This window comes from Novosphingobium kaempferiae (genome assembly GCF_021227995.1).
Classification (GTDB): domain Bacteria; phylum Pseudomonadota; class Alphaproteobacteria; order Sphingomonadales; family Sphingomonadaceae; genus Novosphingobium; species Novosphingobium kaempferiae.
On record NZ_CP089301.1, the window covers coordinates 4,716,277 to 4,738,062 of the forward strand.

Genomic DNA, 21,786 nt, shown 5'->3' on the forward strand with positions numbered 1-21,786 from the left:
GAGAAGCGCAATTACTCCGCCCGCCGCTCGGCCCGCTTCCTGTCCCACCATTCGAGGCGCTTCTTCACCTCGCGCTCGAAGCCGCGTTCGACCGGCTCGTAGAAGGTCTGCGGCCCCATCTCTTCCGGCCAGTAATCGTCGCCGGAGAAGGCATCGGGCGCGTCGTGGTCGTAGGCGTAGTCCTTGCCGTAGCCGATGTCCTTCATCAGCTTGGTCGGCGCGTTGAGGATGTTCTGCGGAGGGCTGACCGAGCCGGTCTCGCGCGCCATCTTGAACGAGGACTTGAACGCCATGTAGGCCGCGTTCGACTTGGGCGCGGTGGCGACGTAGATGCAGGCCTGCACGATCGCCAGTTCGCCTTCCGGTGAGCCGAGGAACTCGTAGGCCTGCTTGGCGGCGAGGCACTGCACCAGCGCCTGCGGGTCCGCCATGCCGATGTCCTCGCTGGCCATGCGCACGAGGCGGCGCAGCACGAACAGCGGCTCCTCTCCGGCCGTCAGCATCCGCGCCATGTAGTAGAGCGCCGCCTGCGGGTCCGACCCGCGCACCGATTTATGCAGCGCGCTGATGAGGTTGTAGTGCCCGTCGCGGTCCTTGTCGTAGACGGCCACGCGCCGCTGGAGGAACTGGCCGAGCCCCGCCGGGTCCAAGGGTTCCGGGATCTTCGCCGCGTAGAGCGTCTCGGCCTGGTTGAGCAGGAACCGTCCGTCGCCGTCCGCCGACGCCACCAGCGCCTCGCGCGCCTCGGGGGTGACGGGCAGGGGGCCTTCCAGCGCCTCGCCCTTGTCGAGCAGCGCGTTCAGCGCCTCGGGGCCGAGGCGGTGGAGGATGAGCACTTGCGCGCGGCTGAGCAGCGCGGCGTTGAGCGCGAAGCTGGGGTTTTCGGTCGTCGCGCCGACCAGTGTCACCGTGCCGCGCTCGACGAAAGGGAGGAAGCCGTCCTGCTGGGCGCGATTGAAGCGGTGGATCTCGTCCACGAAGAGCAGCGTGCGCTGGCCGGCCTTCGCGGCGACATCGGCCTCGGCGAAGGCCTTCTTGAGGTCGGCGACGCCCGAGAAAACGGCGGAAACCGCGACGTAGCGCATCCCCACCGCATCGGCGAGCAGGCGCGCGATGCTGGTCTTGCCGGTGCCGGGCGGCCCCCACAGGATCATCGAGGACAGCCGCCCCGCCGCCACCATGCGCCCGATCGCGCCTTCGGGGCCGGTCAGGTGCTCCTGCCCGACGACTTCGGTCAGGTCGTGCGGACGCAGGCGGTCGGCGAGGGGGGCATCCTCGCGCAGCACGTCGGGCTGCGTGGCGGGCGGGAGATCATCGGCGAAAAGGTCGGCCATGCTTTGTACTTAGGGTTTGTTTGGCAATCCGGCTATGGCCGGATTGGCGGCACCGGCCCTCTCCCCCACCCGACCTCCCACGAGCGTATCCTTGATGGGAGGTCGGGTGGGGGAGAGGGCCGGTGCCGCATAAAATGCGCGGGACGCGCATTTTCAGACGAATTGCATCGCCTTGCGGACGAGCGTAAGTTTGCGGCCAAGGAGAGGCACCATGGCGACGATCGGAACGGGACGAAGTGCGGGCTGGCTCTACTGGGTCATCTCGGTGCTGGCGGTGCTGTGGAACGCCTTCGGGTGCCTCGACTTCACGATGACCGTCACGCGCAACGCCGCCTATCTGTCGCAAGTGCCGCCCGAGATCGTCGACTGGCTCGATTCCGCGCCGAGCTGGACGCTGGTGCCATGGGCGCTCGGCACCTGGGGCGCGCTGCTGGGTTCGCTGTTGCTGCTGGCCCGTTCGCGCCATGCCGTTACGGCATTCGTCGCCTCGCTTGTCGGACTGGCGATATCGCAGGCCTGGCAGTTCTCCGCCGGGATGCCGCCGAGCATGACGACGCCGGGAATGCTGGCGATGACCGCGATGATCTGGGTCATCGAACTCGGCCTCCTGTGGTTCGCGTGGGCGAAGCGCCGGGACGGCGTACTGCGCTGAGCCGCAAACTTTCGGTTTATGCCGTTTATCCGTTCATAGAGGGCGCGGTCGCGGTATAGCCGCGCCGACGGGAGAGGAATCGCATCTATGCCGCATCCGCTTGGCCTCGAACTGCTGACCATGCTCGGGCTCGATCCGGTCGCCCATGTCACCATGGCGGCGGACCTCGGGTGCAAGGGCGTGTCGATGGGGCTGACCCAGCTGCCCGATCGCTTCAATCCGCACGGCTATCCGGCATGGTCGCTGCGCGACGATCCGGCGCTGCGGCGCGAAATGAAGGCGGTGATGGCTGACCGCGGGGTGACGATCTGCCTTGCCGAAGGGCTGGGCGTCTCGCACGATACCGATGCCTCGGAGCGGGCGGCGGACATGGACCTTTTCGCCGACCTCGGCGCGCTGCGAGTCAACGCCGTGGACATGGGCGTCGAACGGGAACGCGCCTTCGACCAGCTTGCCGCACTGGCCGACATGGCGGACGAGCGCGGCATGGAGTTCTCCATCGAGTTCACGCCGGTCTTCACCATCCGCTCGCTGGACGAGGCACTGGAAGCGGTCGAGCATATCGGGCCGGGCAAGGCGACGGTGCTGATCGACACCATGCATTTCTTCCGCTCGGGCGGGACGGTGAAGCAGGTGGCGGAACTCGACCCGGCGCTGATCGGCCACGTCCAGCTCTGCGACGTGCCGCGCAAGGGCGACGGCGACTACATGGCCGAGGCGATGAGCGGGCGCATGATCCCGGGGCAGGGCGAACTGCCCTTGCGCGAATTCGTCGAGGCTCTGCCGCGCGGGCAGGTGCTGGGGCTGGAAGTCCCGCTGATGGCCGCCGCGCAGAGCGGCCGCGAAGCGCGGGACTACGTGGGCGAGATCGTGAAGCGCACGCGCGAGTTTCTTGTCTGACTTGACATTTTGAACCATTTGGGTTATATGGCCCAGCATCCGGTTCGACGCAGATCACGTCGCATCGGTGTATCGGGTCGGCGTCGTGGGCCGGGATGCGGTATCAAGCCGTAGCTACGCACCACGGTGTCCAATCGAAGACCCGGACCGTCCTCTAGGCTCTGGCCCGGCCGTTCCCCCAACCGAGTTCTCGGCCTGGGAGCGGCTCTCCCGGAAGTCCCATGACCGATACCGACGCGAACCCCAACGTCGGTCATACCGGACAGGTCCGATGGAATACAGGTCGAGCCGGGCTGCTCTCCGCACCTACCCGGCCACTCGCAACGCGCTGCGGAAACCAAACCCCCGCGTCCCGTCCGGACGCTCACGACGCCGACCCGATGTTCACTCTCGGATCCTCGCGTTTCTTCCCCGGCGTTAGGCCCGCACTCGCCAGCGGGCGTTTTCGTGTGTCCATTCCCGACGTTCGTCATTGCGAGCGCAGCGAAGCAATCCAGCGCAGTTCTATGCCGCTGGATTACTTCCCCCGGCCTTCGCCGGGGTCGCAATGACGAAATGTGGGTGGAGATAACGCCAATTCCTCCCCGAGCTTGTCTCGGGGAGGGGGACCGCCGCCGCAGGCGGTGGTGGAGGGGGATGGATCGCGCAATTCCCCCTCCGTCAGCCGCTACGCGCCTGCCACCTCTCCGAGACAAGCTCGCGGAGGAATTAGCGGTCCGCCAGCATCATCTCCGCGCCCTTTTCGGCGATCATCATCGTCGGCGCATTGGTGTTGCCCGAGGTGATCGTCGGCATCACCGAGGCGTCGATGACGCGCAGGCCGTCCACGCCGATCACCCGCAGCCGCTCGTCCACCACCGCCCCCATCGCGACCGTACCGACAGGGTGGAAGATGGTCGTGCCGATCTCCCCCGCCGCCCGTTGCAGGTCGTCCTCGGTCTCGTAGGCGGGGCCGGGGCGCACTTCCTCGGGGTGGTAGCGGGCCAGCGCGGGTTGGGCGACGATGCTGCGGGTGATGCGGATGGCGGCGGCGGCGACGCGGCGGTCTTCCTCGGTCGCAAGGTAGTTGGGACGGATCGACGGCGCAGCGGCGGGATCGGCGGTCGTGATCCGCGTGGTCCCCCGGCTTTCGGGCCGCAGGTTGCAGACGCTGGCGGTGAAGGCCGGGAACGGATCGAGCGCCCCGCCGAAGGCCGCAAGGCTCAGCGGCTGGACGTGATATTCGAGGTTCGGCGTCGCATAGCGCGCATGGCTGCGGGTGAAGACGCCGAGCTGGCTGGGCGCCATCGCCATCGGTCCGGTCCGCCGCAGCGCATATTCCAGCCCGATCAGCGCCTTGCCGAGCAGGTTGCTCGCCTTCGCGTTCAGTGTCGCGACGCCGGAGACGCGGTAGGCGCAGCGCAGTTGCAAGTGGTCCTGCAGGTTGCCGCCGACCTCGGGCCGGTCGAGCACCGGCGCGATGCCGAGATCGCGAAGCCGCGCCGCATCGCCGATGCCGCTGCGTTCGAGGATCGCGGGCGAGCCGATCGCGCCCGCCGCCAGCACGACCTCGCCGCGCGCCCGCGCCTCGCGCTTGTCGCTGCCAACCGAGTAGGCGACGCCGACCGCGCGACCCGCCTGCACGATCACGCGGTCCACCACCGCGCCGGTCTCCACCTTCAGGTTCGCGCGGCTGCGGATGGGCTTGAGGAAGGCGTCGGCCGCGCTCCAGCGCCAGCCGCTGCGCTGCGTGACCTGGAAGAACCCCGCGCCCTCGTTGTCGCCGGTGTTGAAGTCGGTGGAATGCGGGATGCCGTGCTCCTCGCAGGCGTCGCGGAAGGCTTCGAGGATGTCCCAGCGCAGGCGCTGCTTCTCCACCCTGATCTCGCCGCCGCCGCCGTGGAAGGCGCTGTTCCCCTCGTAGTGATCCTCGGCGCGGGTGAAATAGGGCAGCACGTCGTCCCAGCCCCAGCCGGTGTTACCCGCCTGTCGCCAGCCGTCGTAGTCCGCCGCCTGTCCGCGCATGTAGATCATGCCGTTGATCGATGAGCAGCCGCCCAGCACCCGTCCACGCGGATACTTGAGCGCGCGGCCGCCGAGCCCGGCCTCCGCTTCGGTCGTCATGCACCAGTCGGTGCGCGGATTGCCGATGCAGTAGAGGTAGCCCACCGGCACGCGGATCCAGATGTAGTCGTCCTTGCCGCCCGCCTCCAGCAGCAGCACGCGGTTTCGCGGATCGGCGCTGAGGCGGTTGGCGAGCACGCAACCGGCGCTGCCTCCGCCCACGATGATGTAGTCGAACTCTCCCATTTCCAAGGGCTATGCCGCAGGTCCGGCGCGATCAAGCGAGCGCTTTGGACAGGTGCGTGCGGCGCGCGATTGCCGCTCGGGCGATGGCGGGAGGGCATTGGCGCAAAGTTCTTGAAGGCTTGAGGGCGCGGCGACACCTTCGTTCCGTTGGGCGAGAGGAGGATGCCATGGCCGTACCCGCGATCGGCAAGCTGGGCGTGTGGTCGCTGGAAATGCGCTTCGGCGACAAGGCGGCGTCGAGCGCGGCTGCTGTGGAACTGGAGGCGCTGGGCTATGGCGCGATCTGGATCCCCGGCGGCATCGACGACGGCGCGCCCGCCGATGTGGAGCGGTTGCTCGGCGCGACATCGCGCATCACCATCGCGACCGGCATCCTCAACATCTGGAAGCACGATCCGGCGGAACTGGCGGCATGGTTCCTCGGGTTGCCGGAGGAATGGCGGGCGCGCACGCTGCTCGGCCTCGGCATCAGTCACGGGCCACTGATTGGCGAGAAGTGGGGCAAGCCGCTGGAAGTGACCGCCGCGTTTCTTGACGGCCTCAATGCGGCGGGAATGCCGCGCGAGAACCTGTGCCTCGCCGCGCTGGGACCGAAGATGGTGGCCTTGTCCGGCGAGCGGACGGCGGGCTCGCATCCCTATCTCGTCACGCCCGAACACAGCGCGCAGGCGCGGGCGATCCTCGGGACCGGACCCCTGCTCGCGCCGGAACAGGGCGTGGTGCTGGAGAGCGATTCGGCCAAGGCGCGGGAGATGGCGCTGGCTGCGCTGGGCCATTACCGGCAGCTTCCCAATTATCGAAACAACTGGTTGCGGCTCGGCTTCACGGAGGCCGAGATCGAGGCGGCGGACGACCGGCTGCTCGATGCGCTGTTCGCCATCGGCGGGCCGGAAGCGGTTGGCGCGCGGGTTCAGGCGCACCTCGACGCCGGGGCGGACCATGTCTGTGTTCAGGTGATCGCCGGGCCGCAGGGCGGGAGCTTCGACGTGCTCATGCCGCAATGGCGTGCGATTTCGGAAGCGCTCCTTTGATCGCAGGGTAAGCGTGCCGTTAACGAGTTCGCAACGCCTTGCCCCTAGAACCGGAATCACAGGAGACGGTGGTTTCGGCCACCGGATTGGCAGGAGCCGCCGGTGAGCCGGTGAGGATCGTTCGTCGGGGGGCGAAAGATCCGAAGCCGCACTCCATGGCGGCTCCTGACATTTCGCCTGTTCCCCGCCCTTAGTTGCTCAGCGCATGCTGCTCCGCCGTGACCGGGGCGCGTTCCGTCCTGTCGGAGAGGGCGCGGGCTATCCAGATCGTCGACATCGCAAGAATTGCCAGCGCAAGGCTGGTGATGAGCACGTAGCGAACGACATGTGGCGTACTGCCCCCACGCGCTTCGTCGTCGTCGAGATGAACCTCGTCGCCGGAACGATACATGACTGCTCTCCCGTCGGCCCGACGGTGGCCTTCATGACCGCGCTATCTATCGGGCCGTCTTCGGGAACGGCGATGCGGGGCGGAAAGTTCCCGGAAGCTCACGCCGCGCAGGATGGGGGCGGAGTGCGGTTCAGCAGGCGGATCGTGCGCTCGTCGCGACGTCCCTGGCAAAAGGCGTCTAGGGCATGAGCGAAGCGGGGAGAGGCTTCGGCGCCGAGCGATGCGGTCTCGAACAGCGTCATCGAACTGCAGAACTTCATCGCGTCGATCTGGCCGAGGATCGCGACAGCGCTGCAGCGTCCGGCCCAGCCGAGTATCAGTTGCGTCGCCTCCGCCAGTCGCGTGCCGAGCAGGGGATGGGCAAGGTAACGTCGCGCCTCGTCCAATCCCTCGATCGCGAAATGACGTGCCATCGGGCTTGAGCCGAGGCCCGCGATCTGCGGGAACACGAACCACATCCAGTGCGTCCGCTTTTCGCCATGGACGAGTTCGCTGCGGACCTGATCGAAGATATTCTCCTGCGCGGTCACGAAGCGGTCGAGGCTCATCCAGCGCGTACCAGTTCGGAGCCGCTCTTGAGGGCGCGGGCGCCGTCTTCCTGCTCGACGAGGTAGGCGGGGTTGTCGTGAGAGCCGTTACGCACGATGCGCTTGCCCGCGATGGTGCGGCTGACGCGGCGTTCGAAGCGTTCCGCGATCTTGCCGGTGGCAGTACCGGTGCCCCAGTTCCAGCGGACCTGCGCGCCCTTGCGGAAGGCGGTGGTCACTGGGCCTGACCCTGCTGCTCGGCTACGGCTTTCTGCGTGTCGGCGGTCCCGCCGGTTTCCGGCGTGGTCAGCGCGCCGGTGATCCAGGCCGCCGAAAGGCCGATGATCGCAAGGGCGAGGCTGATGACGAGGACATAGCGAACGACGCCCGGCGTTGCGCCGCTGCGGGCCTCTTCCTTGTCGAGATGGACTTCCTGTCCACGGGTTTCCATGGCGTGTCTCCGATTGCGGGCTGCCTGAAAGCGGCCGTTTCAATCTTCAACACGCCAGGGCAGGCGACGTTCCGCCGCCTGCCCCGCGTATCCATGACTTAGTCGCGCAGCAGCTCGTTGATGCCGGTCTTCGAGCGGGTCTGCGCGTCGACGGTCTTGACGATGACGGCGCAGTACAGCGACGGGCCGGGGGTGCCGTCGGGCAGCGGCTTGCCGGGGAGCGAGCCGGGGACGACTACCGCGTAGGGAGGGACGCGACCGATGTGGACTTCGCCGGTCGCGCGGTCGATGATCTTGGTCGAGGCGCCGATGAACACGCCCATCGAGAGAACCGCGCCTTCGCCGACGATCACGCCTTCGGCCACTTCCGAACGGGCGCCGATGAATGCGCCGTCCTCGATGATGACCGGGCCGGCCTGCAGCGGCTCAAGCACGCCGCCGATGCCCGCGCCGCCCGAGATATGGACGTTCTTGCCGATCTGCGCGCACGAACCGACGGTTGCCCAGGTATCGACCATCGTGCCCTCGCCGACGTAGGCACCGAGGTTCACGAAGCTCGGCATGAGCACCACGCCCTTGGAGATGTGAGCGCTGCGGCGCACCACCGCGCCCGGCACCACGCGCACGCCCGCAGCCTTGAAGCGCGCGTCGTCCCAGCCCGCGAACTTGAGCGGCACCTTGTCGTAGGCGGGCGCACCGGCCGCGCCGTAGTCGATCACGGCGTTGTCGTTCAGGCGGAAGCTGAGCAGCACCGCCTTCTTGAGCCACTGGTTGACCACCCACTCGCCGTCCACCTTCTCGGCGACGCGGGCCTGGCCCGAATCGAGCAGTTCCAGCGCCTCGTCGACGATCTTGCGCACGTCCGCGCTCGCGGGGGTGACGGTGTCACGCCCGTCGAACGCGGCTTCGATCTGGGCGGCGAGGTCGGACATTGTGTGGTCTCCGGAAGCGATGAATCTGTCGCGGCGCGGCCTAGAGGGAGATGGGGCGCGGGGCAAGGCCGTCTGTCCGATCTCGTCATTGCGAGCGCAGCGAAGCAATCCGGGGCAGCTTCCTCGGCCCTGGATTGCTTCGCTGCGCTCGCAATGACGAATTGTGTGTAGTCAGTCGTCAGGCTGCATCAGTTCGCGCACGAAGCCGATAAGCCCGGTCTGGCGTGCGCGGCGAAGGCGCTCGGCGTGGAGGATCTTCTTCACTTCCTCGAAGCAGCTGGCGATATCGTCGTTGACGACCACGTAGTCGTAGCCGTCCCAGTGGCTGATCTCCGAGCGCGCGCGCTCCATGCGGCCGTGGATCACCTCGGCGCTGTCGGTGCCGCGCCCGGTCAGGCGGCGGCGCAGTTCCTCGATGCTGGGGGGGAGCAGGAACACGCGCACAACGTCGCGCTCCAGCTTCTGGTAGAGCTGCTGCGTGCCCTGCCAGTCGATGTCGAACATGTAGTCGATGCCGTCCTTGAGGCCGGCCTTCACCTGCGCCTTGGGCGTGCCGTAGCTCTGGCCGAACACGGTTGCCCATTCGAGGAACTCGCCGGCTTCGACCATGCGATCGAACTGTTCGTGGCTGACGAAGTGATAATGCTCGCCGTCGATCTCGCCGGGGCGGGGCGCGCGGGTGGTGCAGGACACGGAGTTGCGCAAGTGCGGGTCATGCTCGATCAGCATGCGCGCGATCGTCGTCTTGCCCGCGCCCGAGGGGGAGGACAGGATGAACATGAGGCCGCGCCGTGCCAGCGCGCGAGTCTTTTCGGGGGAGGGTGCAGTCTGGACCATGGCCTCCGATGGCGATGGTCGGCCCGCAAATCAAGGCGCAACCTGATCCATATCGTTCGTCATTGCGAGCAAAGCGAAGCAATCCAAGACTGCGTCGGTCGCCCGATTGCTTCGCTTTGCTCGCAATGACGAGGCGGGAAGCGTTACTCCTCCGCGCCGTCCTCGGCCATGTCCTGAAGCTGTTCGGCCCCTTCGGCGCGCGCCTGTCTGGCGCGGCTGCGGTCGTAGAGCGTCTTGGCGACAAGCGCCCCGCCGACGACCAGTGCGCCGGGAACGGAGGTCAGCGCGACTCGGGCAAGGGCGCCATGCAGCAGCGTCTCGCCCATCGTGCGGCCCTTGAGGATCGACTTGGCCTTGCGCGGCGAATAGCTCGCGCCCAGCACGCCGCGTTCGACGGCGCGGCGGGCGATGGTGGTCGCGGTGCGCAGCGCGATGTCGGCGATGACGAGGTTGGTGGCGGGGTTCGGGCTCGGCCCGTGGAGTTCCCCGCCGTTGTCGGCAAGCGTCTTGAGGCCCTTCGCGGGCGCGGAGACGACGCTCGCCGCCTTCTTCGCCTGTGCCTTCAGAACCTTGCCGGTCGGCTTGATCGCCATTTTCGCCCTATCTCCGGGCGAGCCCGGTCACTTCTTCTTGCCGAAATCCACGGAGACGACGTTGGAGCCGTCTTCGCTGGGAGTAATGCGCGAGGCGATATCGCGTTCCGCATCGTTCTCCGCCGGAGCGACTTCCTCGGCCTCGTCGTCGGCCATGGCCTGGAACTGGAGGCCGAAATCGACCGCCGGGTCCACGAAGGCGGTGATCGCCGAGAACGGGATGTCCAGCTTGGCGGGCATCTGGTTGAACGAGAGGCTGACCGTGAAGCCGTTCTCCGAAACGCCGAGATCCCAGAACTTGTTCTGGAGCACGATCGTCATCTCGTCCGGGAAGCGGGCCTTGAGGTCGGCGGGAATGCTGACCCCGGGCGCTCCGGTCTTGAACGTGATGTAGAAGTGGTGGCCGCCCGGAAGGACGCCGCCGGAGCTTTCCACCTGTCCGAGTACGCGGCCGACGACGGCGCGCAGCGCTTCCTGCACGATCTCGTCGTAGGGGATCAGGCTGTCTTGCGTGGTATCGTTCATCGCGCCCTACGTGCTCATGGTTCCTTGGCCGGTCAAGCGTGTTCGAACGGAAAATAGCATGGCTCACCGGGTTTTCCCTAGCTTGCCGTCCTGACGACCGAAGATTACTCATGAAACGCCGTTGGCGCATTCTTGTGCCACGCAGGCAGGGCGGGCAATTGATTCCGGCGTATACGAGTATATAGGCACGGGCCATGCGCACCGCCTCGATCACCCGCAAGACCCACGAGACCGACATCGCAGTCGAGGTCAACCTCGACGGCAGCGGAGCTTATGACGTCTCCACCGGCATCGGTTTCCTCGATCACATGATCGAGCAGTTCAGCCGTCATTCGCTGATCGACATCAAGTGCCACATCAAGGGCGACCTCCACGTCGACCAGCATCACACGACCGAGGACAGCGCCATCGCCATCGGGCAGGCGATCACCAAGGCGCTCGGCGACAAGGCCGGGATCGGCCGCTACGGCGATGTGAACTCCCCGATGGACGAGGCGCTGAGCCGGGTGTCGCTCGACATCTCGGGCCGCCCCTGGCTCGTGTGGAAGGCGGCCTTCACGCAGGAAAAGCTGGGCGAGTTCGATACCGAGATGGTGGAGCACTGGTTCCACTCGATCGCGCAGGCGGTGGGCATCACGCTCCACATCGAACTGCTCTACGGCACCAACAACCACCACATCTGCGAAGGTATCTTCAAGGGCTTCGCGCGCGCCATGCGCACGGCGGTGGAACTCGATCCGCGCAAGGGCGGGGCGATCCCCTCGACCAAGGGCATTCTCGGACAGGAGTCCCTGTAAATGAGCAGCTTCATCGTTTCGCTGACCTACACCGCCCCGATCGAGGCGGTGGACGCGCTGCTCGAAGCGCACGTCGCCTGGCTGCGCGAGCAGCACGCGGCGGGGCACCTGCTGGGCTGGGGCCGCAAGGTTCCGCGCGAGGGCGGCATCCTGCTGGCGAAGGGCGAGAGCCGCGCGGCGGTGGAAGCGCTCGCTTCGCAGGATCCCTTCGTCACCGGCGGCGTCGCGACCATCGAGGTGATCGAGTGGGCGCACGGCTTCCTCGACGATAGCGTGGCAGGCCTCGGCGGATGACGCTGGCGCTGGTCGACTACGGCGCGGGGAACCTGCACTCGGTCGCCAATGCCTTGCGCGCGGCGGGGTGCGAGGATCTTGCGGTCACGGCCAGCCCCGACGTGGTGCGCGCGGCGGATCGCGTCGTCCTGCCCGGTGTCGGCTCGTTCAAGGCCTGCGCCGAGGGCCTGCGCGCGATCCCCGGCATGGTCGAGGCGATGACCGAGCGGGTCCACGTCGGCGCCGCGCCGTTCCTCGGTATCTGTGTCGGCATGCAGTTGCTCGCCACGCGCGGGCTGGAGCATGGCGTCACGCGCGGACTCGACTGGATCGAGGGCGAAGTCCGCCTGATCGAGCGTACCGACCGCGAGATCAAGATCCCGCACATGGGCTGGAACGATGTTTCGCTCGGCCGCAAGGATCCGGCACAGGGCCTGATCGACGCGGGCGAGGCCTATTTCCTGCACTCCTATCACTTCCAGCCCGATGACGGCGCGACTGTGGCGGCGATGACCGACCATGGCGGCGGCCTCGTCGCGGCGGTGGCGAAGGACAATGTCGTCGGCGTGCAGTTCCACCCCGAGAAGAGCCAGCAATACGGCCTCTCGCTGTTGTCCCGTTTCCTCGAATGGAAGCCCTGAGATCATGATCGTCTTTCCCGCCATCGACCTCAAGCAAGGGCAGGTCGTCCGCCTCGCCGAAGGCGACATGGCGCGCGCCACCGTCTATGGCGACAACCCCGCCGCGCAGGCCATGCTGTTTGCCGAGGCCGGGTCGCAGTTCCTCCATGTCGTCGATCTCGACGGCTCCTTCGCGGGCCGGGCCGAGAACCGCGAGGCGGTGGAAGCGATCCTCGAAGTGTTCCCCGGCCACGTCCAGCTCGGCGGCGGCATCCGCACGCCCGAGGCTGTGGCAGGCTGGTTCGACCTTGGCGTGTCGCGCGTAGTCATGGGCACTGCCGCGCTGAAGGATCCGCAGTTCGTCAAGGACATGGCGAAGGAGTTCCCCGGCGGCATCGTCGTCGCCGTGGACGCGCGCGACGGCATGGTCGCGACCGAGGGCTGGGCGGAAGTTTCCGACGTCTCGATCGTCGACATGGCCCGCCGGTTCGAGGACGCGGGCGTCGCCTCGCTGCTGTTCACCGACATCGGCCGCGACGGTCTGCTCAAGGGCGTGAACATCGACGCCACCGTGGACCTTGCCCGCCGCACCGACCTGCCGGTGATCGCATCGGGCGGCGTGAAGGGCCTCGACGACATCCGCCTGCTGGCGCTTCATGCCAAGGACGGGATCGAGGGCGTCATCACCGGTCGTGCGCTTTACGACGGTCGCCTCGACCTTGCCGCCGCGATCCAGTTCGCGGAGCGCGAAGGGTGAACGAGAACCGCCTCATGGCGGTGCTGGCGCTCGCCATCTTCGTGCCCGGAGCGCTGTTCGCGTTCCGGGACTGGCGCGAGGGCAAGGCAAGGCTGATGCTGTTCAGCCGCGCGCGTTCGAAGGTGGAAACGACGCAGGCCGAAAACCCGCGCAAGTTCGCGCTATACACCGCGTTCAACGTCGCGCTCTGCGCCGTGGTCGCGGTCTTCGCCGTGCTGCTGTTCTTCAAGCCGGAGTGACACCATGACCGTCCGCATCCGCGTCATCCCCTGCCTCGACGTCCGTGACGGGCGCGTGGTCAAGGGCGTCAACTTCGTCGACCTCAAGGACGCCGGCGATCCGGTGGAGCAGGCCCGCGCCTATGACGCCGCCGGGGCGGACGAACTGTGCTTCCTCGACATCTCCGCGAGCCACGAGGGACGCGGCACCCTGCTCGACGTGGTGCAGCGCACGGCCGAAGTCTGCTTCATGCCGCTGACGGTTGGCGGCGGCGTGCGCACGGCCGAGGATGCGCGTGCCCTGCTGCTGGCGGGCGCGGACAAGGTGGCGGTGAACTCCGCCGCCGTCTCGCGCCCCGAAGTCGTGGCCGACATCGCCGAGAAGTTCGGCTCGCAGTGCATCGTCGCCTCGGTGGACGCGCGACGGACGGCTCCCGGCAAGTGGGAGATATTCACCCACGGAGGGCGCAAGGCCACCGGCATCGATGCGCTGGAGCATGCGGTGAAGCTGGCGGACTACGGCGCGGGCGAACTGCTCGTCACCTCGATGGATGGCGACGGTACGCAGAACGGTTACGATCTCGCACTGACCCGCGCCATTGCCGAAGCCGTCTCGGTGCCGGTGGTGGCGAGCGGTGGCGTCGGCAATCTGGACCACCTCGTCGCAGGCGTGACGCAAGGCAAGGCGAGCGCGGTCCTGGCCGCCTCGATCTTCCACTTCGGCAAGCATACCGTTGCCGAAGCGCACGCGGCCCTGCGCGCAGCGGGCCTGCCAGCGCGCGGGTGAACGCACGCAAGCGTTAACGGTTCATGGCGGATTACCGCCGAGTTACGAACTGATCCGTATCGGGACACGGCCGGAACCGCGCTTGCTGGCGCGCGCCCTCTCGTCAATGGCGAATGCGGCCATCGGATCAACAGGAGGATTCGCGGTGCCTTTTTTGAAGTATCTTCCGGCGTTCGCCGCGGCCTTTGCCGTGCCGGTTCCCGCCTTTGCCGCAGGAGGCATCCCGCTTCCCGAACCCAGCAGCATGCTGCTGCTCGGCCTTGGCGTCGTCGGCGTCGCCGTGGGCCGCAAGCTGTCGTCCAAGCGCCGCGAGGACTGACGCGCTCTTGACCGTGCGTGCGTGAGCCCGCATGGCCGCATCATGAGCAGCCCCGACACTCTCGCGCGTCTCGAAGCCACGATTGCCGAGCGGCGCTCGGCCGATCCCGATTCCAGCTACGTCGCCAAGCTGAACGCCCGCGGCCTCGGCAAGATCGCGCAGAAGCTGGGCGAGGAAGCGACCGAAACGGTGATCGCCGCGCTGACCGAGGATGAGAAGGCCCTCGTCGGAGAGGCTGCGGACCTGTTGTTCCACCTCATGGTCCTGCTCGGCGCCAAGGGCGTGCCGCTGGCCGATGTGATGGCCGAGCTTGACCGTCGCGAAGGCGTCTCGGGGATCGCCGAGAAGGCTGCCCGCAAATCATCCTGATCTCGTCATCTCAGTGGAGACCGCGATGCCCATCGACCCGAAGCTGCCCTACGACGACGCCAACATCTTCGCGAAGATCCTGCGCGGCGAACTGCCGTGCTCGAAGGTTTACGAGGATGACCACGCGCTCGCCTTCAACGATATCCGCCCGCAGGCGCCGATCCACGTTCTGGTGATTCCCAAGGGCAAGTACGTGTCGTGGGACGACTTCACCGCCAAGGCCGATGACGCCGAGATCGCCGCGTTCATGCGCGCAGTCGGCAACGTCACGCGCCAGCTCGAACTCGACGGGCCGGGCTATCGGCTGATGGTCAACATGGGTGGCAACGGCCATCAGGAAGTGCCGCATCTGCACGTCCACATCTTCGGCGGTCGCCAGTTCTTCCAGATGATCGCCGACTGATCGCCGACCGATTTCTGGCAATCCACGGAAAATTTACCCTGCAAATCAGCCCTCGACGCCGCTTATTGGCGGCCCGGGGTTGAAGTCGCCCGCCTGCCCGTTACACAACCGGCCCCAATGACGGACGCACCAGTTCCCCCCCTCGCGCCGGTTTCCGGCGTGATCGACGGCGAAGTCCACCGCTATCCCCTTCGCGTGTTCTACGAGGACACCGACGCGGGCGGCGTGGTCTATCACGCCAACTATTTGCGCTGGTTCGAACGCGCCCGGTCCGACCTGCTCGACGTGCTCGGCATCGACCAGCGCAAGGCGCTCGACGACGGCACCGGGCTCTACACCGTAGCCGAGGCGAACCTGCGCTATCTCGCGCCCGCCCGGCTCGGCGATACCGTCGTGATCGAGACTTCGGCGGTCAATGTGGGCCGGGTCGCCTGTACCTTGCGCCAGACCGCTTGGCGGGAGGGTGTCCGACTTTGCGAGGCGCTCGTAAAGGTCGGGTTCATCGGCCCTGAAGGACGACCGCGCCGACAGCCCGAAGCCTGGCAACAGGCCTTCACAACCCTAATTCCCATCGCCGCTCCGGCCCCGGAAGGACCAGAATGACGCTCGACCTGCTTGCCTCGACCATCAGCTTCGCCGGCGACAACGACCATCTCAACCCGGTGAAACTGTTCCTCGATGCCGACATCGTCGTGCAGGCGATCATGGCCGGCCTGATCCTCGCCAGCGTGTGGGTCTGGACGATCATCATCACCTTCATGCTGCGCATCGGCGCGGTCAACCGCCGCTGTGACGAGTACGAAGAAGGCTTCTGGGAAGCCCAGAACTTCGACGTCTACCAGAAAGAGCGCAAGCGCGGCGACGTGCCCATGGGCAAGGTCGCGGGCGCGGGCCTCGGCGAATTCAAGCGCAACGTCGGTGCCGGTATCGACATCGAAGGCGCCCGTCAGCGCATCGCGACGATCCTGAACTCGTCCGTGGGCGAGGAAGCGGAGAAGCTTTCCGATCGTCTGAACTTCCTTGCGACCGTCGGTTCGGTGGCGCCCTTCGTCGGCCTGTTCGGCACCGTCTGGGGCATCATGAACAGCTTCTTCCAGATCGGGCAGCAGCAGAATTCTTCGCTCGCGGTCGTCGCGCCGGGCATTTCTGAGGCGCTCTTCGCCACCGCCATCGGCCTGTTCGCGGCGATCCCGGCGGTCATCGCCTATAACCGCTTCTCGCACCGCGTTAACGGCTTCGAGGCGCGCCTCCAGCGCTTCGCCGATCACCTCCACGCCGCGCTGACCCGCCAGCTGGAGCAGCGCTGATGGCCATGGGAATGTCCGGAGGCGGCGGCGGTCGCCGTCGCGGGCGCGGCGGTCGTGGCCCGATGGCGGAGATCAACGTCACGCCGCTGGTCGACGTGATGCTGGTGCTCCTCATCATCTTCATGGTCACCGCGCCGCTGCTCAAGGCGGCGGTGCCGATCGAACTGCCAGAAAGCCGCGCCAAGGCGATGAGCGAGGAGCAGGGCCAGATCACGATCACCCTGCGCCGCGATGGCGCGGTATTCTACGAGACCGACGAACTTGCCCCCGGTGAACTGGCGGATCGCCTCGCCGCGACCCAGCCGGGTCCCGATGGCAAGCCGCCGCTGGTGACGCTGCGCGCCGACAAGGCGCTCGACTACGGCCGCGTGATGGAAGTGATGGGCGAATTGAACCGCGCCGGATTCACCTCGATCTCGCTGGTGACCGATGTCAGCGGCGGTTAAGGCGCGTCGGGTAGGGTCGGCCTGATGGCATCGGCAGCAGGACATCCGACCAAGCATTCCGGCGGGATGCGCAAGGAAGAGCGGATCGGCCTCGTCGTCGCGGTGCTTCTGCACGTCGCGGTGCTGGGCCTGATCCTGTTCGGCCCACGCTCGAACGACGTGGTCAAGCCGCCCGAGCGCATCGAGGTGACGATCAGCGACGAGGTCGGCATGACCTCCACCGCGCCCGATCCCGGCGAGGCGAGCCCCGACAAGAGCCCGGAACAGGGCGAACCCGCGCCGGAGGCTGCACCGCCGCCGCCTGAACCTGCGCCGGTGGCAGAGCCGGAACCCGCTCCTGCGCCTGAGCCCGCACCGCGCGCGGTCGAGAAGCCGCGTCCGGAGCCGAAGCCGGAACCCAAGCCCGTTCCGAAGCCCAAGCCGAAGCCGGTCGAGAAGCCGAAGCCTCAGCCGAAGCCGCAACCGAAGCCCGCGCCGCCCAAGCCGAAGCCTGCGCCGCCAAAGCCTGCTTCCAAGCCGGCCCAGCCCCCGCGCAAGTCGAACGCCATCGACGCCATCGTCAACAAGCCGTCGCCGAAGCCTGCGACCACCGGCCAGAGCTCGTCCAGCAAGGCGAACACCCCGCCGAAGAAGGCCGGCACGAGCGCGTTCGACGATGCCTTCAAGGCGGGTACTCCCGGAGCGAGCGCGCCCAAGCAGACGGGCACGCCCGCAGCGGCCATCGGCGCCTCGGCGCGCTCGGCGCTGGGTGCGGCGATCAATCGGCAGTTGAAGCCGCACTGGCAGGCGCCGCAGGGCGCGGACGTCGAACTGCTCGTCACCCGCGTGCGGTTCCGCCTCAACCGCGATGGCAGTCTGGCCAGTGCGCCCGAGGTGATCGGCACCAGCGGCGTCACCGCTTCCAACCAGGCGCAGGTGGCCCGCCACCAGGAACAGGCCGTGCGCGCCGTGAAGCTCGCTGCACCATTTGATTTGCCCGACGACCTCTACGAGGGCTGGAAGGTCGTCACGACCACGTTTGACAGAAGGCTATCGCAATGAAGATAACCCGCATTATCGCAATGGGATTGATGCTTACGGTATCGGGCGCGGCTTTCGCCCAGCAGGCGCCCGTGGTGAATGCACCGCCGCCGCAGGAAGACGGCGGGCTTGAGGTCACCGTTTCCGACGAAAGCGCCTGGAACGATCTCGGCATCGCCATTACCACTTTCGCGACCGATCAGGACGTGCCGACCCGCACCAATGCCGGCACCACCGGCCAGCTCGGCCGCGCGCTTGCGCAGGTCGTCGCGGGAGACCTCAAGAACAACGGCCTGTTCAAGCCCTCCGGTCCGGACGGCCTGCCGCAGCCCGCCTATGCGCAGGTGCAGGCGCCTGACTACGCCACGTGGTCCTCGCGTAGCGCGGACATGCTGGTGCAGGGCTTCGTGCGCTCGGGCGGGGACGGCAACCTGACGATCGGGTGCTATCTCTACGACGTGCAGCTCAAGCAGCAGCTGGTGAAGGGTGGCTGGCAGGTTCCGCCGTCCGACTGGCGCCGCGCCGCGCACAAATGCGCCGACATGGTCTACTCGCGCCTGTCGGGCGAGAGTCCGTTCTTCGACTCCAAGATTGCCTATATCGCCGAGACCGGTCCCAAGGACCGCCGCATGAAGCGCCTCGCGATCATGGATTCGGACGGCGCGAACCACCGCTTCCTGACCAGCGGTCAGTCGATGGCGCTGACGCCGCGCTATTCGCCGGACTACAGCAAGATCCTCTACCTGTCCTACCTCAACGGGCAGCCGAGCATCTATGCGTATGATCTGGCGACCGATCGCCAGACCCTGATCGCCCGCACCGGCGCGCCGACGCTGGCGCCGCGCTGGTCGCCGGACGGCAAGTGGGTGCTCTACTCGATGGCGCGTGGCGGCACGACCGACATCTACCGCATCTCCTCGGCCGGTGGCGGCACGCCGCAGCGCCTGACCAACGGCCCGGGCATCAACATCGGCGGCAGCTATTCGCCGGACGGCTCGCAGATCGTGTTCGAGAGCGACCGCTCGGGTTCGCAGCAGGTCTACGTGATGAACGCCGACGGCTCGAACCAGCGCCGCATCAGCTTCTTTGGCGGCCGTGCGGCCACGCCCGAATGGAGCCCGCGCGGGGACCAGATCGCCTTCACGCACATCGCCGGAAACCTGCGCGTCGCGGTCATGAACCCGAACGGCGGAGGCATGCGCCACCTCACGGATTCGTGGCAGGACGAAGCGCCGACGTGGTCGCCCAACGGCCGCATCGTGCAGTTCTTCCGCACCACCAAGAGCACCGGCGTCGCCTCCATCTGGCAGGTCGACCTGACCGGCCGCAACGAGCGCAAGCTGCCCACCCCCGTGGGGGCATCGGACCCGGCCTGGGGCCCTATCCGGCCTTGATATCGCTTGCATAAGGCAGCGAGCTCGAAGAAATTCGGGCTCGTTGGCTTGTGTTCAGGTTCGCTGTGTAGAAAATTGAACGGAACTATCACGCCTGCCGCCCATTCTATCGGGTCGAGCAGCTTAGGAGACTGTCGATGCCTTCCTCCCTCTCATCCCTGCATATCAGCCGCGTTGGCGCCACGGCGCTCGTCGTGGCAGGCGCGCTGGCGATCTCCGCTTGCGGCAAGAAGGCTCTGGCGCAGCTTCCCCCCGATCCGGGCCCTGCGACCTCGACCACGCAGCCGACCGAATCCTACGGTCCGGCCGCCGGCAGCCAGGCTGACTTCGTCGCCAAGATGATGGGTGCCGACACCATCTACTTCGACCTCGACAAGTCGGACGTCGATGCGCAGGATCAGGCTTCGCTCGCCAAGCAGGCGCAGTGGCTGCAGCAGTATCCGAACAAGCGCGCCACCATCGAAGGCCACTGCGACGAGCGCGGCACCCGCGAATACAACATCGCGCTGGGCGAGCGCCGTGCCAATGCCGCCAAGAACTATCTGGCGAGCCTCGGCATCGACCCCTCGCGCATCACCACCGTAAGCTACGGCAAGGAGCGCCCGATCGCGCTTGGCTCGGACGAGGCATCGTGGGCGCAGAACCGCCGCGCGGTGACCGTCACGATCGACTGATCGGCCGACTGGTCGAACAGCGAAGGGCCCGGCGTGCTGCGCCGGGCCTTTTTGCATTCGGGCTTCGTAATTTTGCAGCCGCGAAGGGTTGCATCGCAGTCGATTCGCAGCGTATCGCCGACCGGATGAGCCGCGCACGCCGATCCGCAGACTGGGGTTTTCCGCGCTGGCGCGGCTACGGCAGCTCGCGCGAGGCAGCGCAGGTGCGCCTGTGCGACCGGCACGGCTGCAATGAACCGGGCGATTGTCCTGCGCCCAAAAGCCCGAACAGCCCCGATCGCTGGATGTTCTGCCAGAAGCACGCCGCCGAATACAACGCGGGCTGGGACTACTTCGCCGGTCTCGACGCCGAGGAAGCCGCGGCGCGCGAGGCGAGCGAGCAGGCGGAGACTTCGGGCTACAAGGAATCCGCGCATTACGGTTGGGGCGGCTCCGGCGACGGCACCCGCAGTCGCGATGAACTGCGGGCACTTGAAGCTCTCGGCCTCGATCCCGATGCGGATTTCGACGCAGTGCGCAAGGCGTGGCGCAGCCGGGCCAAGGAAGTCCACCCCGACGTCAAGCCCAACGACCCGGAGGCCGCCAAGGCGTTCCAGACCTATCAGCTTGCCTACGAAGTCCTGCGCGCAGCGGAAGAGCGCCGCGAGTGGAAGGGTAACTGAGCGTCTCGAATCGGGGTATCCAGGCTACGATACCTAAGTGTAGCGGGCTTGCGTCGGTCGCAAACCTTGCTACTCCGAAATGGACGGTATCAATCGATTGCCGATCCCGGGCTCGCGCTGATGATCGAATAGTGGCTTGCCGCCGGATGTTCCGGCGGAGCGTTCGGGCGGGTTCGCATAAGCAGAACATCTGATCCCCCGGATGACGCCCAGGCGCCTGGAAGGAGTCGGGATGAACTATGATGTGCAGAGCCTCGCAGCCGTGATCGAGCAGCGGCGCGACATCATGCTCACGCCGCATTTCCGCCTTTCCGAACTCATCAGGACCACGCACGGCGCGGACAACTGGCCCTCCAGTCCGGACGAGATCCTGCGGCTGCAATATATCTGCCACTGGGTTCTGGAGAGAGTGCGCGGCCAGTTCGGGCGGTCGGTCAAGGTCAATAGCGGCTATCGTTCGAAGGCGGTCAACGATCTCGTCGGTGGCTCGGTCAAGTCGCAACACATGAAAGCCGAGGCCGTCGACTTCGAGGTGCCGGGCATCGCGAATGCGGAGATCGCGCTCTGGATCAAGGGCAACCTTGTGTTCGACCAACTCATCCTCGAGTTCTACACCGCCGGAGAGCCGTCGTCCGGGTGGGTTCACTGCTCGCTGGTCCGGCAGGGCAACCGCCGCTCCGTGCTGACCGCGCAGAAGAACCGCAAGACAGGGCGGATCACCTACCTGCCGGGGTTGCAGACATGAGTGGCCGGACCACGTGGGCCCTGCTGTTCCTTGCGGGCGCGCTGTCGCTGGAGGGATGCTCTCCCGCCGCTACGAGGCTGACGCCGGATTGCCACATTGCCGATTTCCTCGGCGACTGGGTCAACGGAACGCGCCCGGACGAAGGCATCTCGGTTCATGCCAAGATCGTGACGGTGATGGCGGGGAGGGCGCAGACACGCATCGCCTTCGTTACGAACCGCGATTTCGGACCGGTGACGCGACAGGTGCTGCGGCAGGAGTTCGGCAACCTGACCGCGCTCGGAGTACTGCCGACGAAGCAGTCCGAACTGGGCGAGATGCGCTGCGCGCTTCACCTGATCCGGCCCCAGGGCGCTGCGGCGCTGGTGCTGGAGGGGAAGGGGCTGGTGTTTCTCGAGGAGACCGACGGCGCAGATCCGCCCGCCGTCATGCGCTTGCGCCGGGGCAAACCGAAGCCGGGCACGCCGCCGGATCTGTCCACGCCGCCGACCTGACAGGGCTGCTGCCGGAAACGACGAAGGGCGCAGCCACCG

31 protein-coding genes are annotated in these 21,786 nt (G+C 67.0%); 21 read left to right on the forward strand and 10 right to left on the reverse strand.

The annotated features are described in order from the left end of the window. Window positions 1-11: 11 nt before the first annotated feature. A complete protein-coding gene (locus LO787_RS21375; RefSeq protein ID WP_232492995.1) occupies window positions 12-1,334 on the reverse strand; it encodes a replication-associated recombination protein A in 1,323 nt (440 codons plus the stop codon). Window positions 1,335-1,545: 211 nt separating this feature from the next. On the opposite strand from LO787_RS21375, the gene LO787_RS21380 reads away from it, so the two are divergent. Together LO787_RS21380 and LO787_RS21385 are read left to right on the forward strand one after the other, a co-directional pair. Beyond that, window positions 1,546-1,986: a hypothetical protein gene (locus LO787_RS21380; RefSeq protein WP_232492996.1), complete on the forward strand. Its 441-nt coding sequence runs from the start codon at window positions 1,546-1,548 to the stop codon at window positions 1,984-1,986. A gap of 87 nt (window positions 1,987-2,073) precedes the next feature. After that, complete coding sequence (locus LO787_RS21385; RefSeq protein WP_232492997.1) at window positions 2,074-2,886, forward strand: sugar phosphate isomerase/epimerase family protein; 813 nt, start codon at window positions 2,074-2,076, stop codon at window positions 2,884-2,886. Between the two features lie 708 nt (window positions 2,887-3,594). On the opposite strand, the gene LO787_RS21390 is transcribed toward LO787_RS21385, so the two are convergent. Then, complete coding sequence (locus LO787_RS21390; RefSeq protein WP_232492998.1) at window positions 3,595-5,175, reverse strand: GMC family oxidoreductase; 1,581 nt, start codon at window positions 5,173-5,175, stop codon at window positions 3,595-3,597. Window positions 5,176-5,342: 167 nt separating this feature from the next. Between LO787_RS21390 and LO787_RS21395 the strand changes: the two genes are divergently transcribed. Beyond that, window positions 5,343-6,206, forward strand: coding sequence for a TIGR03620 family F420-dependent LLM class oxidoreductase (locus LO787_RS21395; protein WP_232492999.1), 864 nt, complete (start codon window positions 5,343-5,345; stop codon window positions 6,204-6,206). Window positions 6,207-6,396: 190 nt separating this feature from the next. Here the strand turns inward: LO787_RS21395 and LO787_RS21400 are convergent, their stop codons facing one another. The 8 genes from LO787_RS21400 to LO787_RS21435 form a co-directional block, all read right to left on the reverse strand. Next, complete coding sequence (locus LO787_RS21400) at window positions 6,397-6,597, reverse strand: hypothetical protein (protein WP_232493000.1); 201 nt, start codon at window positions 6,595-6,597, stop codon at window positions 6,397-6,399. Window positions 6,598-6,695: 98 nt separating this feature from the next. Then, entirely contained in the window at window positions 6,696-7,145 is a 450-nt protein-coding gene (locus LO787_RS21405) for a DUF1810 domain-containing protein (RefSeq protein WP_232493001.1), read from the reverse strand. Then, on the reverse strand, window positions 7,142-7,363 hold the full coding sequence (locus tag LO787_RS21410) for a hypervirulence associated TUDOR domain-containing protein (RefSeq protein WP_232493002.1): 222 nt from the start codon (window positions 7,361-7,363) through the stop codon (window positions 7,142-7,144). The genes LO787_RS21405 and LO787_RS21410 overlap by 4 nt, the downstream gene beginning before the upstream one ends. Beyond that, the gene (locus tag LO787_RS21415; RefSeq protein ID WP_232493003.1) at window positions 7,360-7,575 is read right to left on the reverse strand and encodes a hypothetical protein; all 216 of its coding nucleotides are present in this window, start codon (window positions 7,573-7,575) and stop codon (window positions 7,360-7,362) included. The genes LO787_RS21410 and LO787_RS21415 overlap by 4 nt, the downstream gene beginning before the upstream one ends. Before the next feature lie 98 nt (window positions 7,576-7,673). Beyond that, window positions 7,674-8,507 carry a 2,3,4,5-tetrahydropyridine-2,6-dicarboxylate N-succinyltransferase gene (gene dapD / locus LO787_RS21420; protein WP_232493004.1) on the reverse strand — a complete coding sequence of 278 codons (834 nt, stop codon included), beginning with the start codon at window positions 8,505-8,507 and terminating at the stop codon, window positions 7,674-7,676. Between the two features lie 171 nt (window positions 8,508-8,678). Then, window positions 8,679-9,344, reverse strand: a complete 666-nt coding sequence (gene gmk / locus LO787_RS21425) for a guanylate kinase (protein ID WP_232493005.1) — start codon at window positions 9,342-9,344, stop codon at window positions 8,679-8,681. 143 nt (window positions 9,345-9,487) lie between these two features. Next, on the reverse strand, window positions 9,488-9,937 hold the full coding sequence (locus LO787_RS21430; RefSeq protein WP_232493006.1) for a hypothetical protein: 450 nt from the start codon (window positions 9,935-9,937) through the stop codon (window positions 9,488-9,490). A gap of 27 nt (window positions 9,938-9,964) precedes the next feature. Continuing rightward, entirely contained in the window at window positions 9,965-10,462 is a 498-nt protein-coding gene (locus LO787_RS21435) for an SspB family protein (RefSeq protein ID WP_232493007.1), read from the reverse strand. Between the two features lie 194 nt (window positions 10,463-10,656). Here LO787_RS21435 and hisB point away from each other — a divergent pair, with 194 nt between their 5' ends. From hisB to LO787_RS21525, 18 genes are all read left to right on the forward strand, one after another. After that, window positions 10,657-11,259 (forward strand): imidazoleglycerol-phosphate dehydratase HisB, encoded by a 603-nt coding sequence (gene hisB, locus LO787_RS21440; RefSeq protein WP_232493008.1) that lies wholly within the window; start codon window positions 10,657-10,659, stop codon window positions 11,257-11,259. After that, window positions 11,260-11,553: a YciI family protein gene (locus tag LO787_RS21445; RefSeq protein ID WP_232493009.1), complete on the forward strand. Its 294-nt coding sequence runs from the start codon at window positions 11,260-11,262 to the stop codon at window positions 11,551-11,553. Next, entirely contained in the window at window positions 11,550-12,173 is a 624-nt protein-coding gene (gene hisH, locus LO787_RS21450) for an imidazole glycerol phosphate synthase subunit HisH (RefSeq protein ID WP_232493010.1), read from the forward strand. The genes LO787_RS21445 and hisH overlap by 4 nt, the downstream gene beginning before the upstream one ends. A gap of 4 nt (window positions 12,174-12,177) precedes the next feature. Beyond that, complete coding sequence (gene hisA / locus LO787_RS21455; RefSeq protein WP_232493011.1) at window positions 12,178-12,909, forward strand: 1-(5-phosphoribosyl)-5-[(5-phosphoribosylamino)methylideneamino]imidazole-4-carboxamide isomerase; 732 nt, start codon at window positions 12,178-12,180, stop codon at window positions 12,907-12,909. After that, window positions 12,906-13,148, forward strand: coding sequence for a hypothetical protein (locus LO787_RS21460; protein ID WP_232493012.1), 243 nt, complete (start codon window positions 12,906-12,908; stop codon window positions 13,146-13,148). The genes hisA and LO787_RS21460 overlap by 4 nt, the downstream gene beginning before the upstream one ends. A gap of 4 nt (window positions 13,149-13,152) precedes the next feature. After that, window positions 13,153-13,914: an imidazole glycerol phosphate synthase subunit HisF gene (gene hisF, locus LO787_RS21465; protein WP_232493013.1), complete on the forward strand. Its 762-nt coding sequence runs from the start codon at window positions 13,153-13,155 to the stop codon at window positions 13,912-13,914. A 145-nt stretch (window positions 13,915-14,059) separates the two neighbouring features. Next, window positions 14,060-14,233 (forward strand): PEP-CTERM sorting domain-containing protein, encoded by a 174-nt coding sequence (locus LO787_RS21470; protein WP_232493014.1) that lies wholly within the window; start codon window positions 14,060-14,062, stop codon window positions 14,231-14,233. Between the two features lie 42 nt (window positions 14,234-14,275). After that, window positions 14,276-14,602 (forward strand): phosphoribosyl-ATP diphosphatase, encoded by a 327-nt coding sequence (locus LO787_RS21475; RefSeq protein ID WP_232493015.1) that lies wholly within the window; start codon window positions 14,276-14,278, stop codon window positions 14,600-14,602. A 25-nt stretch (window positions 14,603-14,627) separates the two neighbouring features. After that, window positions 14,628-15,005 (forward strand): histidine triad nucleotide-binding protein, encoded by a 378-nt coding sequence (locus LO787_RS21480; protein ID WP_232493016.1) that lies wholly within the window; start codon window positions 14,628-14,630, stop codon window positions 15,003-15,005. Window positions 15,006-15,122: 117 nt separating this feature from the next. Continuing rightward, on the forward strand, window positions 15,123-15,608 hold the full coding sequence (locus tag LO787_RS21485; protein ID WP_232493017.1) for a YbgC/FadM family acyl-CoA thioesterase: 486 nt from the start codon (window positions 15,123-15,125) through the stop codon (window positions 15,606-15,608). Next, on the forward strand, window positions 15,605-16,312 hold the full coding sequence (gene tolQ / locus LO787_RS21490) for a protein TolQ (RefSeq protein WP_232493018.1): 708 nt from the start codon (window positions 15,605-15,607) through the stop codon (window positions 16,310-16,312). Before LO787_RS21485 ends, tolQ begins: the two co-directional genes overlap by 4 nt. After that, complete coding sequence (locus LO787_RS21495; protein ID WP_232493019.1) at window positions 16,312-16,758, forward strand: ExbD/TolR family protein; 447 nt, start codon at window positions 16,312-16,314, stop codon at window positions 16,756-16,758. Before tolQ ends, LO787_RS21495 begins: the two co-directional genes overlap by 1 nt. A 24-nt stretch (window positions 16,759-16,782) precedes the next feature. Beyond that, window positions 16,783-17,799, forward strand: a complete 1,017-nt coding sequence (locus LO787_RS21500) for a hypothetical protein (protein ID WP_232493020.1) — start codon at window positions 16,783-16,785, stop codon at window positions 17,797-17,799. After that, window positions 17,796-19,172 carry a Tol-Pal system beta propeller repeat protein TolB gene (gene tolB, locus LO787_RS21505; RefSeq protein WP_232493021.1) on the forward strand — a complete coding sequence of 459 codons (1,377 nt, stop codon included), beginning with the start codon at window positions 17,796-17,798 and terminating at the stop codon, window positions 19,170-19,172. Before LO787_RS21500 ends, tolB begins: the two co-directional genes overlap by 4 nt. A gap of 137 nt (window positions 19,173-19,309) precedes the next feature. Next, the gene (pal, locus tag LO787_RS21510; RefSeq protein WP_232493022.1) at window positions 19,310-19,846 is read left to right on the forward strand and encodes a peptidoglycan-associated lipoprotein Pal; all 537 of its coding nucleotides are present in this window, start codon (window positions 19,310-19,312) and stop codon (window positions 19,844-19,846) included. A 125-nt stretch (window positions 19,847-19,971) separates the two neighbouring features. After that, the gene (locus LO787_RS21515) at window positions 19,972-20,508 is read left to right on the forward strand and encodes a J domain-containing protein (protein WP_232493023.1); all 537 of its coding nucleotides are present in this window, start codon (window positions 19,972-19,974) and stop codon (window positions 20,506-20,508) included. 232 nt (window positions 20,509-20,740) lie between these two features. Continuing rightward, complete coding sequence (locus tag LO787_RS21520; protein ID WP_232493024.1) at window positions 20,741-21,253, forward strand: D-Ala-D-Ala carboxypeptidase family metallohydrolase; 513 nt, start codon at window positions 20,741-20,743, stop codon at window positions 21,251-21,253. Further along, complete coding sequence (locus LO787_RS21525) at window positions 21,250-21,747, forward strand: hypothetical protein (RefSeq protein WP_232493025.1); 498 nt, start codon at window positions 21,250-21,252, stop codon at window positions 21,745-21,747. The genes LO787_RS21520 and LO787_RS21525 overlap by 4 nt, the downstream gene beginning before the upstream one ends. Window positions 21,748-21,786: the final 39 nt, after the last annotated feature.